This is a genomic window from Streptomyces aidingensis (assembly GCF_900112355.1).
Lineage (GTDB): Bacteria > Actinomycetota > Actinomycetes > Streptomycetales > Streptomycetaceae > Streptomyces > Streptomyces aidingensis.
The window spans coordinates 134,094-147,873 of sequence record NZ_FOLM01000007.1; the positions used below are offsets into that span (position 1 = coordinate 134,094).

13 protein-coding genes are annotated in these 13,780 nt (G+C 74.9%); 6 read left to right on the forward strand and 7 right to left on the reverse strand.

Annotated features, from left to right (window positions below; translation table 11 throughout):
- Positions 1 to 145: 145 nt before the first annotated feature.
- On the forward strand, positions 146 to 1,477 hold the full coding sequence (locus BM242_RS14455; protein ID WP_093839231.1) for an adenosylmethionine--8-amino-7-oxononanoate transaminase: 1,332 nt from the start codon (positions 146 to 148) through the stop codon (positions 1,475 to 1,477).
- A gap of 57 nt (positions 1,478 to 1,534) precedes the next feature.
- On the opposite strand, the gene BM242_RS14460 is transcribed toward BM242_RS14455, so the two are convergent.
- The 3 genes from BM242_RS14460 to BM242_RS14470 form a co-directional block, all read right to left on the reverse strand.
- Complete coding sequence (locus BM242_RS14460) at positions 1,535 to 2,503, reverse strand: cytochrome c oxidase assembly protein (RefSeq protein ID WP_245834078.1); 969 nt, start codon at positions 2,501 to 2,503, stop codon at positions 1,535 to 1,537.
- A gap of 120 nt (positions 2,504 to 2,623) precedes the next feature.
- Positions 2,624 to 3,352, reverse strand: coding sequence for a type 1 glutamine amidotransferase (locus BM242_RS14465; RefSeq protein ID WP_093839232.1), 729 nt, complete (start codon positions 3,350 to 3,352; stop codon positions 2,624 to 2,626).
- A 25-nt stretch (positions 3,353 to 3,377) separates the two neighbouring features.
- Positions 3,378 to 4,616: a Mur ligase family protein gene (locus BM242_RS14470; protein WP_093839233.1), complete on the reverse strand. Its 1,239-nt coding sequence runs from the start codon at positions 4,614 to 4,616 to the stop codon at positions 3,378 to 3,380.
- 233 nt (positions 4,617 to 4,849) lie between these two features.
- Here BM242_RS14470 and BM242_RS14475 point away from each other — a divergent pair, with 233 nt between their 5' ends.
- From BM242_RS14475 to BM242_RS14485, 3 genes are all read left to right on the forward strand, one after another.
- Positions 4,850 to 5,044 carry a hypothetical protein gene (locus BM242_RS14475; protein WP_093839384.1) on the forward strand — a complete coding sequence of 65 codons (195 nt, stop codon included), beginning with the start codon at positions 4,850 to 4,852 and terminating at the stop codon, positions 5,042 to 5,044.
- On the forward strand, positions 5,041 to 6,555 hold the full coding sequence (locus BM242_RS14480) for a hypothetical protein (RefSeq protein WP_175541416.1): 1,515 nt from the start codon (positions 5,041 to 5,043) through the stop codon (positions 6,553 to 6,555). Before BM242_RS14475 ends, BM242_RS14480 begins: the two co-directional genes overlap by 4 nt.
- Positions 6,556 to 6,738: 183 nt before the next feature.
- On the forward strand, positions 6,739 to 7,335 hold the full coding sequence (locus BM242_RS14485; RefSeq protein ID WP_093839234.1) for a helix-turn-helix domain-containing protein: 597 nt from the start codon (positions 6,739 to 6,741) through the stop codon (positions 7,333 to 7,335).
- 23 nt (positions 7,336 to 7,358) lie between these two features.
- Here the strand turns inward: BM242_RS14485 and yczR are convergent, their stop codons facing one another.
- Entirely contained in the window at positions 7,359 to 8,879 is a 1,521-nt protein-coding gene (gene yczR / locus BM242_RS14490) for a MocR-like transcription factor YczR (protein WP_093839235.1), read from the reverse strand.
- Between the two features lie 142 nt (positions 8,880 to 9,021).
- On the opposite strand from yczR, the gene yczE reads away from it, so the two are divergent.
- Together yczE and BM242_RS14500 are read left to right on the forward strand one after the other, a co-directional pair.
- Positions 9,022 to 9,735, forward strand: a complete 714-nt coding sequence (gene yczE / locus BM242_RS14495; protein WP_245834079.1) for a membrane protein YczE — start codon at positions 9,022 to 9,024, stop codon at positions 9,733 to 9,735.
- 231 nt (positions 9,736 to 9,966) lie between these two features.
- Positions 9,967 to 10,338, forward strand: a complete 372-nt coding sequence (locus BM242_RS14500) for an RNA polymerase-binding protein RbpA (RefSeq protein ID WP_093839236.1) — start codon at positions 9,967 to 9,969, stop codon at positions 10,336 to 10,338.
- Positions 10,339 to 10,499: 161 nt separating this feature from the next.
- On the opposite strand, the gene fxsA is transcribed toward BM242_RS14500, so the two are convergent.
- Genes fxsA through lnt form a run of 3 tightly spaced genes read right to left on the reverse strand, consistent with a single transcriptional unit; the run spans position 10,500 to position 13,655 of the window.
- Positions 10,500 to 11,150: an FxsA family membrane protein gene (gene fxsA / locus BM242_RS14505; protein WP_093839237.1), complete on the reverse strand. Its 651-nt coding sequence runs from the start codon at positions 11,148 to 11,150 to the stop codon at positions 10,500 to 10,502.
- The gene (locus tag BM242_RS14510) at positions 11,119 to 11,919 is read right to left on the reverse strand and encodes a polyprenol monophosphomannose synthase (protein ID WP_245834080.1); all 801 of its coding nucleotides are present in this window, start codon (positions 11,917 to 11,919) and stop codon (positions 11,119 to 11,121) included. The genes fxsA and BM242_RS14510 overlap by 32 nt, the downstream gene beginning before the upstream one ends.
- Positions 11,916 to 13,655 (reverse strand): apolipoprotein N-acyltransferase, encoded by a 1,740-nt coding sequence (gene lnt, locus BM242_RS14515; protein WP_093839239.1) that lies wholly within the window; start codon positions 13,653 to 13,655, stop codon positions 11,916 to 11,918. Before lnt ends, BM242_RS14510 begins: the two co-directional genes overlap by 4 nt.
- Between the last annotated feature and the right edge of the window lie 125 nt (positions 13,656 to 13,780).

Consider the following 13,780-nt stretch of genomic DNA (forward strand, 5'->3'; position numbering starts at 1 on the left):
GCCGGCACCCGCCACGTTGTCAGTCCGCGACAGGGGCGGCACAGTCCCCTCTGTCACCATCCGACCGTGAGAAGTGCACGGGTCCCCCGGTAGCGTCGGCCCGGGACCGCCGACCCGCGCCCGCCGCCGAGAACCACGAGGGCCCATGACCGACTTCGCGCAGGACTCCGCCGACGACACCGCTCCGCTGACCGGCCCGCAGATCGCCGAGCTGGACCGCAGGCACCTGTGGCATCCGTACGCGCCGCACCCCGATCCGGCGGGCGCGCTGCCGGTCGCGGGCGCGGCCGGCACCCGGATCAGGCTGGCGGACGGGCGGGAGCTGGTGGACGGCATGTCCTCCTGGTGGGCCGCGGTGCACGGCTACAACCACCCGGTGCTCAACCGGGCCGCACGCCGCCAGCTGGACGCCATGAGCCATGTGATGTTCGGCGGTCTCACCCATGAGCCCGCGGTGCGGCTGGCCCGGCGGCTGGCCGGGATGGCCCCCGGCGACCTGTCGCATGTCTTCCTCTCCGACTCCGGGTCGGTGTCGGTGGAGGTGGCCGTGAAGATGGCGCTCCAGTACTGGCACTCGCGGGGCCGCCCGGCGAAGCACCGGCTGCTGACCTGGCGCGGCGGCTACCACGGGGACACCTGGCAGGCGATGTCACTGTCCGATCCGGACAACAGCATGCACCACCTGTGGGCACCGCTGCTGCCCCGCCATGTGTTCGCCGGACTGCCGCCGGCCGGGTTCGCCGCCCCGGTGGACCGGGCGTATGCGGAGCACCTGGAACGGACGGTGGCGGAGCACGCCGGGGAACTGGCGGCGGTGATCGTGGAGCCGGTGGTCCAGGGCGCGGGCGGCATGCGGTTCCACCAGCCGGCCTATCTGCGGATCCTGCGGGAGCTGTGCGACCGCCACGGGGTGCTGCTGGTCTTCGACGAGATCGCCACCGGCTTCGGCCGCACCGGGCGGATGTTCGCCGCCGAGCACGCCGGGGTGGTCCCGGACATCATGTGCGTGGGCAAGGCGCTGACCGGCGGCTATCTGACGCTGGCCGCCACCCTGTGCACCCCGCGGGTGGCCGAGGGGATCGCCTCGGGCGAATATCCGCAGCTCAACCACGGTCCGACCTATATGGCCAATCCGCTGGCCTGCGCCGTGGCCGAGGCCAGCCTGGGGCTGCTGACGGACGGCGACTGGGCCGGACGGGTGGCCGCGATCGAGACCGCGCTGGCCGGGGCCCTGGCCCCCACCGCCAAGCTGCCCGGGGTGCGGGAGGTGCGCACGCTCGGCGCCATCGCGGTGGTGGAGATGGACCGGCCGGTGGACACGGCCCGGGCCGCCCGGGCCGCCCGCGCCGAGGGCGTCTGGCTGCGCCCGTACCGGGAGATGATCTACGCCATGCCGCCCTATGTCTCCTCCCCGGAGGACCTGGCGATGATCGCCCGCGCCCTGCATGCCGCCGCCGAGGCCGCCGGCCAGCACTGAGCCCGGCGCCGGGGACGGTGGTGCCCGGACGGGGGTGCGCGAGGGCGGCGCGGCGGTTCAGGTGCGGGTCTCCAGCGAGGCCAGATAGGCGTTGTAGGCGGCGAGTTCGCGGTCGCCGTCCCGGTCGGCCGCGCGGTCCAGCCGGCGCGCCCTGCGGTCCTCGGAGAAATACCACTGGATGACCAGCGCGATCAGCACGATCACCGAGGGGATCTCGCTGAACGCCCAGGCGATGCCGCCGGCCGCGGTCTGGTCGGCGATCGCGTCCGCGCCCAGGGAGGCGGGCGGGTCGGCGTAGGTCTCCACCATCGGGCCGGTCGCCATCATCAGCGCGATGCCGAAGAAGGCGTGGAAGGGCATGGTGGCGAACAGCTCCAGCATCCGCATCAGATGGCCGGGCCGGCGGGGGCCCGGGTCCACGCCCATGATCGGCCAGAAGAACGCCAGCCCCACGGCCAGGAAGTGCACCATCATCGCCACATGGCCGGCCCGGCTGCTCATCAGGAAGTCGAACAGCGGGGTGAAGTAGAGCCCGTAGAGGCTGGCGATGAACATCGGGATGGTGAACAGCGGGCTGGTCACCGCGCCGGCGTAGCGGGAGTGCAGCAGGGCGGTCAGCAGTTCCCGGGGTCCGGTGCGGCCCCGCCCGGCGATGGGCAGGGCGCGCAGCGCCAGGGTGACCGGTGCGCCGAGCAGCAGCAGGATCGGCGTCAGCATGGAGATCACCATGTGCTGCGTCATATGGGCGCTGAACAGCACCATGCCGTAGTCGTTGAGCCCGGTGCAGGTGACGAGCGCGAGGGAGGCCACGCCGAGCCCGAACGCGGCGGTGCGGCCCACCGGCCAGGCGTCGCCCCGCAGCCGCAGCCGGGCCACGCCCCACAGATAGAGACCGAGCAGCAGCACACAGGCGGTGAGGAAGACGGCGTCGGGCGAGAACTCCAGCGCCCGCGGCAGGGTCAGGGGCGGCAGCCCCGCGCCGTGCCCGCCGTGACCGGCCCCGCCGTCCATGCTGTGGTGATCCATCCCGTCGCTCCCGATCCGCCCCGGTTCCGGGTGTCCGGCCGGAGATGCCCGGGGCGCCACCAGCATAGGACCGCCCCCGGCCCGCTCCCGGGCCGGGGGCGGCTCCCGGGTGCGGCGCGGTCAGGCGGGCTGGCGGGCGGCGGCGATGCGCTCGGCGCGCAGCGCCTCGTACCAGCGGTCGTCCACCGGCGGCAGCGCGTTGACGTCCAGGGCCAGCTTGATCAGCAGGTCGGCCACCTGGGGGTTGCGGGCGAGCACCGGGCCGTGCATGTAGGTGCCGATCACGGTGTCGCGCCAGGCGCCCTCGGTGCCGTCGCCGGTGCCGTTGCCGCGGCCGATCCGGACCCGGGCGAACGGGCGCACGCCCGGGCCCAGACGGGTGACGCCCTGGTGGTTCTCGAAGCCGGTGAGCTGCGGCAGGCCGAGCCGCTCGTCGATGTCGGCCAGCACGTCGCCGACGCAGCGGGATCCCTCGCCGCGCACCGTGACCACGTCGAGCAGGCCGAGGCCGGGCTGCCGCTCGCCCAGGTCGTTGATGAACTCGTGGCCGATGATCTGGTAGCCGGCGCAGACCGCGAAGACGATGGCGCCGTTGTCCACGGCCCGCTGGAGGCCGCCGTCGCGCTGCAGCCGCTCGGCGGCCAGCCGCTGCGGACGGTCCTCGCCGCCGCCGATCAGATAGATGTCGCCGGAGGTCGGGATGCGCTGGTCGGAGCGGACGTCGGTGCGGGTGACCTTCAGGCCGCGCTGCTCCGCCCGGCGGGCGGTGACCAGCGCGTTGCCCTGGTCGCCGTAGGTGCTGAGCAGATCCGGGTAGACCCACACCACCCGGAGGCTGGATTCGCTCATGGTGCTGGCTTCCTTCGGTTGCGAGTCAGTTGCCGACGGCGCGGCGCAGGTCCTGGAAGGCGGTGTAGTTGGCGATGGCCTCGATGCGGCCCGGGGCGGCGGCCCGGACCGCCTGTTCCACGGTGTCGAAGACCCGGAAGTTCTGTCCGGCCACCTCCAGCCGCACCGCCAGGTCCAGCCGGCGGTCGCCGACCACCACGATCGGGTGGCCGGCCAGCCGGGTGTAGTCCACGTCCCACAGCCAGGAGGTGTCGGTGCCGTCGGCGCTGCGGGCGTTGACCGAGAGCAGCACCGGGGCCGGGGGCGGGTCGATGAGGGAGAAGGTCTCCAGCCAGCCGGCCGGGTTCTTGGCCAGCAGCAGGCGCAGCTCGCGGTCCTGCCAGGTGACCGTGTCATAGCGGCCGGCCACCGCCGTCACCTGGTACATCCGCTCCAGCGCGGGGCCCGGGGCGACACCGAAGACGGCGGCCACGGCCGCCGCGGTGGCGGCGTTGGCGCGGTTGGCGCGGCCGGGGAGCTGGAGCCGGATCGGCCAGGCGGTGCCGTGCGGGTCGAGCACGGTCTCCCCGGCCAGCGCCCAGGTGGGGCTGGGGCGGCGGAAGCCGCATTCGGCGCAGGCCCAGCCGCCCTCGGGCCGCTGGAGCACCCCGCCGCAGGAGGGGCAGGACCAGGCGTCGTCCTTCCACTCCTGGCCGGCCGCCACCCAGACCACATTGGGGCTGTCCGAGGCGGCCCAGGTGACCAGCGGGTCGTCGCAGTTGGCCACCACCACGGCCTTGGTGTCCTTGAGCCCCTCGCGCCAGTGGTCGGCCAGCATGCGGGTCTCGGCGGCGCGGTCGAGCTGGTCGCGGGAGAGGTTGAGCAGGGCCACGACCTTCGGGTTGACCTCGGCGGCCACCGCGGTGAGGTATTTCTCGTCGACCTCCAGGACGCCGTACCGGGCCCGGCTGCCCTGCGCCAGGGCGGAGGTGATGCCGGCCGGCATGTTGGCGCCCAGCGCGTTGGAGACCACCTCTCCGGCGGCCCGCAGGGCCTCGGCGATCAGGCGGGTGGTCGTGGTCTTCCCGTTGGTCGCGGAGACCAGCACGATGTCGAGGTGGCCCGAGAGAACGCGAAGCAGCTCGGGATCGAGCTTGAGCGCGACGCGTCCTCCGATGACCGATCCGCTGCCGCGGCCGGCGGCCCGCGATACGGCTGCCGCCGCCCGGCCCGCCGTCACGGCGATGCGGGACCGTGGCGACAGGGGCGCCGTGCTCTCTGTCATGGTGACTGCTCCTCCTTGCCCCTTGATCGGGCACAAGACTATCGGGGTCCGTGGTGCTTCCGGCACGGTCCCGCAGGTGGCTCCCGCCGGCCGGGCCGGCCTCCGCGCCGGCCGCGAACCTTCACACCTTTGCCGCGCTGTCACCTGTATGCGCCGAAAATACCCTGAGTACCTTTGTTGCCGCTTAGCGTACTGACGGTGCGTTTTCTGCCGAGACGCGAGGTGGTGTGCTGATGGTTCTCCAGGTGTCCGGGGTCGTGCTGCTGGGGGTCATTGTCTTCCTGTTCTTCCGCAAGGATGCACTGAAACCGTCCCATGCGATCGTCTGCGGACTGTTCGGTTTCTATCTCGCCGGCACCGCGGTGGCACCCAGCATCCGGGCGGGCGGCCAGAGCCTGGCCGGCCTGCTCGGCGGCCTCTCCCTGTGAGCCAGGGGGCGAACCGGTTCTGGCTGCGCCCGCCGCTGATGCTGGGCCGCGGCCTGGTACGGCTGGCGGCGGCGGCCGGGCGGGGCTGGCGGGCCGCCCCCGCGGACCGCCGCGGACCGCTGCTGGTGCTGGCCGCCGGGACGGCCGTGCTGCTCGCCGTGGTGCCCTACGGGCCGCCGGCCGGCGGGCTGCTGCTGCTGGCCGCGGCCCTGGCGGCGGGGTGGCGGGACCGCACCGGGCCGCCGGGCGTCCGGCCCCCGGCGGAGGGCGACGAGGAACGCCTGCAGACCCTCTACGAGTCGCTGGTGCCGTACTTCGCCCCGCCCGGGCCGCCGGCCGGCGGCGAACCGCCCCCGGAGGCGATGTATCTGCTGGGCGGTGGCTGGGAGCGCGGCATCGAGGAGTACGCCTTCGGCCTGGACGACCGGCTCGCCCGGCTGCTGATCCGCTACCCCGGGCACTTCCCGGACGGCGACCCGCAGGCCCGCGACCGGGTGGAGCGGCTGCTGGCCGCCAAGACCGGCGGCGACCGCGAGCTGCGCTTCCGCTGGGACGAGGAGCGCAACCGGCTGGAGATGACGGTGCCGGGCCCGCTGCCCGCCGGCATCTGCGCCCAGCGCTTCATCATGGCGCCCGGCGAGCTGGTGCTCGGCTTCACCGACACCGAGGCGGTGGACCGGCTGGTGCCGGTCGCGGCGGACGGGGAGGCGGAGCCGGTGCATGCCGCGCCGGTGGTGTGGCGGACCGGGCCGCGCTCCCCCGCCCCGCATCTGCTGGCGGTCGGCCCCTCGGGTTCCGGGACCACCTCGCTGCTGCGCTCGGTGACGCTCCAGGCGCTGCGCGACGGGGAGGTGCTGCTGATCGACGGCGGCGGCGCGGGCGAGTTCGGCTGTTTCACCGGCCGGCGCGGGGTGCTGTCCGTGGAATCCTCGCCGTCCGGTGCCCGGGCGGCGCTGGAGTGGGCCGCCCGGGAGACCGGCCGGCGGCTGCTGGAGGTCAGCCGGGCCCGGCAGGCCGGCGGCCCGCAGCGGGCGGTGCGCCCGCTGTGGATCGTGCTGGACCGGCCCTCGCTGCTCGGCCATCCGGCCCGTCCGGACGGCTCGCCCGGCGCACAGCAGTTGCTGGAGGTGCCGCTGCGGTACGGACGGGCGGCCCGGGTCACGGTGGCGGTGGCCGAGGACTGCGCGGCGTGGGAGGAGCTGTCGGAGGCGGTGCGGACCGCGCCCGGCGCCCGGGTGGTGCTGGGCTCGATGCCCGCCGCCGAGATCCGGTTCGTGCTGGACGGCCCGCTGCCGAGCGCTCCCCCGCCGGTGCTGCCGCCGGGCCGCGGCTATGCCCGGCTCGGTCCGGACCGGGCCGTCCGGCTCCAGGTCCCGGCCACCCCGGACCCGCAGGACGACACCGCGAGCGAGACCCAGCGCCGGGCGGTGCGCGCCCTGCTGCCGGAGCCCGTGCTCTCCCTGGACCGCCGCTCCCCGGCCCCCGAAACGACGGGGATCGACCCTTCTTGACCAGCACCTGACCAGCGCAGACCGGCGCAGACGGCGCAGACCGGCGCAGACGGCGCAGACCGGCGCCGACCGAATGCCGGCCGGCACCGGCCGGACCGGGTGTTCTGTTGACCGGTGTTGACAGCTTCTGCCGGTGACCGCCGGGGGTTGACATCGGCGTTTGCCGGGGTGGCAAATGGGAGGATGGCCGGCGACGACGAACTGGCGGGTGTGCTGACCGCGGTGGGGCCCCGGCTGCGGGCGCTGCGGCTGGCCCGCGGCACCACGCTGGCACAGCTCGGCGAGAGCACCGGGATCTCGGCGAGCACCCTCTCCCGGCTGGAGTCCGGGCAGCGCCGGCCGACGCTGGAGCTGCTGCTGCCCCTGGCCCGGGCGCACGGGGTCCCGCTGGACGAGCTGGTGGGTGCGCCGGCGACGGGAGATCCGCGGGTCCACCCGCGGCCGTTCACCCAGTACGGCCGCACCTTCGTTCCGCTCACCCGCTATCTGGGCGGACTGCACGCCTACAAGATCATCATTCCGGCCCGCCGGCCGGCCGACGCGACGCGCCCGGAGCAGAGCGTGCACGAGGGCTACGAATGGCTGTATGTGCTCTCCGGCCGCCTGTGGCTGGCGCTCGGGGAGCACGATCTGGTCCTGGCCGCCGGCGAGGCGGCCGAGTTCGACACCCGGACCCCGCACGGCTTCGCCAACCCGGGCGAGCGGCCGGTGGAGTTCCTCTCGCTGTTCGGTGCGCAGGGCGAGCGGATGCATGTCCGGGCCCGCCCGGCCGGCCGCTGACGGCCGCGGCCCGGCGCGGCCGGTCAGGTGATGTAGCCGGTGGGCGTGGCCGGTGCGGTCACCGCGGTCCGGGAGACCATCCGGGCCGCCGCGGCCAGCCGGGCCACGGCCTCGTCGGCCACCGGCGCGGCCACCGTGAAGGGCAGGCGGACGAAGCCCTCGAAGGCACCGTCCACTCCGAACCGGGGTCCGGAGGCGACCCGCACCCCGAGGCGCTCGCCCGCGTCGGCGATCCGTGAACCGGACAGGCCAGCCGTGCGCACCCACAGCGTCAGCCCGCCGCCGGGCAGCTCGAACTCCCAGTCGGGCAGCTCCCGGCGCAGCGCGCCGGCCATGGCGTCCCGGTACTCGCGCAGCTGGGCCCGGCGCAGTGCCACCGCTTCCTGCCAGCCGCCCTCGCGCAGCAGCCAGGCCAGGGCGAGCTGCTCCAGCACCGGGCTGCCGAGGTCGGCATAGGCGCGGGCGGCGACCAGGCTGCGGATGACCTCGGGGGCGGCCCGCACCCAGCCCATGCGCATCCCGGCCCAGAAGGTCTTGCTGGCCGAACCGATGGTGATCACGGTGGAACCGCCGGGGTCGAAGGCGGCGAGCCGCCGCGGCTCCGGCCGCCGCGGACCGGCCCCGGGCGCGGGGCCGATCGCCAGGTCCCGCATGGTCTCGTCGGCCACCACCACGGTGCCCGCGCCACGGGCGGCGGCCACCAGCTCCCGGCGCTGCTCCTCGGGGGCCTGCGCGCCGGTCGGGTTGTGGAAGTCGGGCATCACATAGGCCATCCGGGGGGCGGCGTCACGGAGCACCCGGCGCCAGGCCGGCAGATCCCAGCCGGCCGGCCCGGGGGCCATGGCCACCGGTACCAGCCGGGCGCCGGCCTCCCGCATCAGCTGGAGCACATTGGCATAGGAGGGGTGCTCGACGGCGACCCGCTCACCCTGCACGGCCAGCAGCCGGCACAGTGCGGCCACCCCGCCCATCGCCCCGGTGGTGACCATGATCTGCTCGGGCATGGTGGGCACGCCGTCGGCCGTGTACCGGGCGGCCAGCGCCTCGCGCAGCAGGGGCAGTCCGGCCGGGTAGTCGCCGTGGGTGTGCGCGGAGGGGGCCAGGTCCGCCAGGGCGGCGCGGAAGGAACGGTCCAGCAGGCCGGCCGGGGCGGGCAGTGAGGCGCAGCCGAGGTCGATGGTGCTGCCGGTCGGATCGGGCGGCAGCGGATCCAGCGCGCGGGTGGGCAGCGGCTGCCCGGCGGGGACGGCGGTCCAGCTTCCGGAACCGCGCCGGGAGGTGAGAAAGCCCTCGCCGCGCAGGGCGTCGAAGGCGGCGGCGATGGTGGTGCGGCTCACCGAGAGGGCGCCGGCCAGCTCCCGCTCGGCGGGCAGCCGGGCGGCCACCGGCAGCCGGCCCTCCAGGACCAGCAGCCGCACCCGGTCGGCCAGTGCGCGGTAGGCCGGGGTGCGGGGCGAGCGCCATCCCTCCCCGCCGCCGTCCGCCTGGAGCAGCCTGGCAAGCTGGGTGGCTCCCACCGTCGAAGTCCAGCCCGACGCATTCATCAGTCCACCTTTATCAGATTGGCCCTTTGACACCGGGTCTTGCAGGCCACATGATGCCACGCGGCGGTCCACTCGGACCAGCCGGCAGCACACCGGAAGTACCGCGCCGCCACCGCCGCGCCGGAAGTACAGGAGAGAAGCCGTGTCCAAGGTCCAAGGGGAGGCGCGGCTGCCGCGCCGTCTGGTGCAGCTCTACGCCGGACTGGTGCTGTACGGCGCGAGCCTGGGGCTGATGGTGCGTGCCGGGCTGGGGCTCGACCCCTGGGACGTGCTCCATCAGGGCGTGGCCGAGCGCACCGGGCTCACCATCGGCACGGTGGTGATCCTGACCGGCGCGCTGGTCCTGCTGGCCTGGGTGCCGCTGCGCCAGCGGCCCGGCCTGGGAACGGTGTCCAATGTGGTGGTGCTGGGACTGGCCATGGACGCCACCATGGCCCTGGTCCCGGACTTCGGGCCGCTCGCGGTGCGGATCCCGCTGATGCTCCTGGCGGTGGTGCTGAACGGCATGGCCACCGGCATGTACATCGCCGCCCGGTTCGGCCCCGGCCCGCGGGACGGTCTGATGACCGGGCTGCACCGGGTCACCGGCCGGTCGGTGCGGCTGGTGCGCACCGCGATCGAGCTGACCGTGCTGGTCAGCGGCATTCTGCTGGGCGGCACCGCGGGGGTGGGCACGGTACTGTACGCGCTGGCCATCGGCCCGCTGACCCAGTTCTTCCTGCGGGTCTTCGAGGTCCGCGGGCTGCCGCCGGCCCCCTCGGTGGTAGTCCGCCGCCGGCCCGCCGGGCGCCCCGCGCGGAGCCCGGAGGGCCCCGCCGCCGGGGCGGGGATGCCCCGGCCCCGCGAGGGGCGGTAAGGTACGCCTCTGGCCGCACGAGGGACCGTTACCGCACGTCACTCCGGTACGAACGCTGGGTGACATCTCCTGCCAGATGTGACAAACCGGACGTCGGTGGGTACAACCAAGAGGCGGCCCGTGGGCGACGCATGTCCCGGATCGGGAATCTTCACCGGCGACCGGACGTTGACCGGATAACGACGACAGCGACACCTGTCCTGTGGGCGACCAGCCCGGGAGGCACGATTCATGAGTGAGCGAGCTCTGCGCGGTACGCGGCTCGTGGTGACCAGCTACGAGACGGACCGCGGTATCGATCTGGCGCCCCGCCAGGCCGTGGAGTACGCATGCCAGAAGGGGCACCGTTTCGAGATGCCCTTCTCGGTGGAGGCCGAGATCCCGCCGGAGTGGGAATGCCGGGTGTGCGGCTCCCAGGCCCTGCTGGTGGACGGCGACGGTCCGGAGGAGAAGAAGGTCAAGCCCGCGCGGACGCACTGGGACATGCTCATGGAGCGGCGTACCCGCGAGGAGCTGGAGGAAGTGCTGGCCGAGCGGCTGGCGGTGCTCCGCTCCGGCGGGATGAACGTGGCGGTGCACCCGCGCGACAAGAAGTCCGCCTGAGTCCGGCCGCGGTCACGCGGGCCCGGACCACGACCTGAGGAGCATATGGGGCGAGCGGACGAGTCATGACAGGCCTTGAGGGCGGACCACCGCGGTGGTCCGCCCTCAAGGCTGTCGCCGGACGGGCCGCCGCGGCGGCCCGTCCATGGTCCGGCCATGGTTCAGCGCCGGGGGCCGCCTAGTTCGCCGCGCGGCCCCTCCCCGGGGTCCTCCTCCGGCGCCCCGGGACCGCCCGGACCGCTCCCGCCGCCGGCCGGCCCGTCGTCAGGCACCACCTCGCCGCGCACCACCCGCCCGCCGCCGTCGCCCGCGGCCTCGGAGCGGCGCAGCCGGGCGGCCTCCTCGGCGTCCTTGAACTGCCGGTAGGCGGTGCCCAGCGGCCCCTTGCCGGAGCGCAGCAGCCGTGCGCCGGTACGCCGCAGCAGCGCGGCGGTCGGCGGGAACACGCACAGCAGCCCGGCCGCGTCGGAGAGCAGCCCGGGCACCATCAGCAGCAGGCCGCCCAGCATGGTGAGGCCGTTGCCGGAGCCGGCCGCCGCGGATTCCGGGCCGCCGCGCTGGAGCGACTCGGCCAGGCGCCGCCAGGCCCGGCTGCCGGCCTGCCGGATCACCAGGGCCCCGAGCACCAGCCCGGCCAGCAGCACCAGGAAGACGGTGAATCCGCCGGCGGCGTCGCCGAGCAGGATCAGCAGCCAGAGTTCGGCCAGTGCCCAGAGGGCCACGCCCAGCGGCAGCAGGGTTCTCAGCCGCCGGCCGGCGCGCCCGGCGGGTCCGGCGGGGTTACGGGAGGGTCGGGAGTTGCCGGTCGTCATGTTCTCCAGTGTGCCCGCGTCCGGTGATCCGGCGGAGCCCGGAGGCCAGCCCCCAGACGGTGACCCGCCACAGCGCCTCCACCACGATGTCCCGGTTCATCTTGGAATCGCCCAGCTCCCGCTCGACAAAGGTGATGGGCACCTCGGCCACCCGGTGTCCGGCCCGGTGCGCGCGGTGCGCCAGATCGACCTGGAAGCAGTAGCCCTGGGAGGCGATGTCGTCCAGCAGCGCCGGGGTCAGCACATGGCTGCGGAACGCCCGGTAGCCGCTGGTGACGTCGTGCAGCGGGAGACCGAGCAGCAGCCGGGAGTAGACCGAGCCGCCCCGGGAGAGCAGCTCCCGGTAGCGGGGCCAGTGCACGATCCGGCCGCCCGGCACCCACCGGGAGCCGACCACCACATCGGCCCGTTCCAGGGCGGTGAGCAGCCGCGGAAGCTGCTCCGGCTGGTGCGAGCCGTCGCCGTCCATCTCCACCAGGACCCGGTAGCCGCGCTCCAGGCCCCAGCGGAAGCCGTCCAGATAGGCCGCGCCCAGGCCTTCCTTGCCCGGCCGGTGCAGCACATGGACGCCCGGGTCGGCGGCGGCCAGCGCGTCGGCTATCTTGCCGGTGCCGTCCGGGCTGTTGTCGTCGGCGATCAGCAGATCGGCGGCGGGCACCGCCGCCCGGAGCCGGGCCGCCAGCGGTTCCAGGCTACCGGCCTCGTTGTAGGTCGGGATGATCACCAGTACCGGGCCCGGGAGCCCGCCCCGGGCGTCGGGTGCGCTCACGCCGGGGAGTCCTGCGCCGCCGTGTCCCGCCGCGCCGCCCGGCGGGTGCGCCAGGCGACCGCGGCCCAGGCCAGCAGGCCGACGACGGCCATCGCCCATTCCGGGGCGGCGCCGACCCGGTCGGCCGGCGTCCGGCCGTCGCGCAGCGGCAGCTCGCCGGTGAGCACGTCCTGGGTGAACTCCTCGGTGCGCTGCAGCACCGTGCCGTCCGGCGCCACGATGGCGCTGATCCCGCTGGGGGCGGCGGTGACGATCGCCCGGCCGTGCTCCACGGCGCGCAGCGAGGACATGGCGAGCTGCTGCTCGGGCTGGCCGGTGTGACCGTAGGTGGCGTTGTTGGTCTGGACGACCAGGGCGCGGGCGCCGTCGTTGACGGTGTCCCGGACGATGCCGTCGTAGGCCACCTCGAAGCAGATCACATCGCCCAGCCGGGCCGGGCCGACGTCCAGCACGCCGCTGTGGTCGCCGGGCCAGAAGTCCCGGGGCACCCGCTCCAGCCGGCTGATCACCTTGCTGAGCTGCTCCCGGAAGGGCACATACTCGCCGAACGGGACCGGGTGCTGCTTGGTGTAGGAGTCGCCGGGGCCGGTCTGCGGGTCCCAGACGATGCCCTGGTTCTCGACGTAGCCCTCCTTGGTGGGATGGTCGACCAGGGCGCCCACCAGCACCGGGACGCCCACCGCCCGGACCGCTTCCTCGATGGCCGCCCGGGCCGCGGGGTCGCGGTAGGGGTCGAGGTCGGAGGCGTTCTCCGGCCAGATCACCAGATCCGGCCGTTCGGTGCGGCCCGCGTCGATGTCCTCGGCGAGTCCGAGGGTGGCCTCGACATGGTTGCTGAGGATCAGCATCGGGCGGCCCAGGAAATCCATGCCGGGCTGCTGGACATTGCCCTGGACCACGGCGATGCGCACGGTGTCGTCCGCGTCGGTGGGCACCGGTACGGCCTGGCCGGCGAGGGTCACGGCCGCGGCCAGTCCGGCCGGTACCAGGGCCCGGGGCACGGCCGTGCGCGGCGGGACCGCGGCGGGGCGGCGGCGCAGCCGCCACAGGGCGAGGCCCGCGGCGGCCAGCAGCCCGCCGCTCAGCGCCACCGCGAAGGTCACCAGCGGGGCGCCGCCGAGCGCGGCCAGCGGGGTGAACGGGGTGCTGGTGTTGGCGAAGGCCAGCCGGCCCCAGGGAAAGCCGCCGAGCGGCACCCGGTCACGGGCCCACTCCTCGGCCACCCACAGGCAGGCGCCCCACAGCGGCCACGGCCGCAGCCGGGAGACGGCCGCCAGCCCCGCGCCCAGCGGGACGAAGAACAGCGCCTGGATCACCGACAGCCCCAGCACGGCGTCCCAGCCGATCACCCGCAGCCACTGGAGCAGGCCGACGAAGAAGGGCAGCCCCATGGCGAAACCGGTCCAGGCGCCCTGCCGGGCGGTGCGGCCCCGGGTCAGCAGCGCCAGGGCGGCGACCGCGAGCAGGGACAGCGGCCACCAGCCCAGCGGCGGGAAGGCGGCGGCCAGGGCGCCGCCGGCGAGTGCGGCCAGCGCGCTGCGGGGCGCGTGGCGGCGCGCCGCGGCGGCCAGCCGGCGCGGCCCCGGTACGGACGCCCGGCCGGGGGCCCCCGCGGGATCTTCGGACGCCGCGGCGGGCTTCCGCCCGGCCGGACCGTCCGGGGTCTGCCCGGCGGCTGCGGCGGGCGGGACGCCGGTGCCATGACCGGCGGTGGCGGTGTCCGGGGTCGGTGGCACGGGTGGGTGGCCTTCCTGCTGATCGACCGGTGTGAGGTCGACGGTACCCCGAACGGCGGCTGCTTCGGCACGGCGGGGCCGTGCCGGGGCGGCGCGACCGGGGAATGGGGCCCGGCGCCCTTCGG

Excerpts from the sequence above, each read along its gene's own strand:
- BM242_RS14485 (WP_093839234.1), top strand. The coding sequence starts at position 6,739 with ATGGCCGGCGACGACGAACTGGCGGGTGTGCTGACCGCGGTGGGGCCC.
- BM242_RS14470 (WP_093839233.1), bottom strand. The coding sequence starts at position 4,616 with ATGACAGAGAGCACGGCGCCCCTGTCGCCACGGTCCCGCATCGCCGTG.
- yczR (WP_093839235.1), bottom strand. The coding sequence starts at position 8,879 with ATGAATGCGTCGGGCTGGACTTCGACGGTGGGAGCCACCCAGCTTGCC.
- fxsA (WP_093839237.1), bottom strand. The coding sequence starts at position 11,150 with ATGACGACCGGCAACTCCCGACCCTCCCGTAACCCCGCCGGACCCGCC.
- BM242_RS14460 (WP_245834078.1), bottom strand. The coding sequence starts at position 2,503 with ATGGATCACCACAGCATGGACGGCGGGGCCGGTCACGGCGGGCACGGC.
- BM242_RS14465 (WP_093839232.1), bottom strand. The coding sequence starts at position 3,352 with ATGAGCGAATCCAGCCTCCGGGTGGTGTGGGTCTACCCGGATCTGCTC.
- BM242_RS14500 (WP_093839236.1), top strand. The coding sequence starts at position 9,967 with ATGAGTGAGCGAGCTCTGCGCGGTACGCGGCTCGTGGTGACCAGCTAC.
- BM242_RS14475 (WP_093839384.1), top strand. The coding sequence starts at position 4,850 with ATGGTTCTCCAGGTGTCCGGGGTCGTGCTGCTGGGGGTCATTGTCTTC.
- BM242_RS14455 (WP_093839231.1), top strand. The coding sequence starts at position 146 with ATGACCGACTTCGCGCAGGACTCCGCCGACGACACCGCTCCGCTGACC.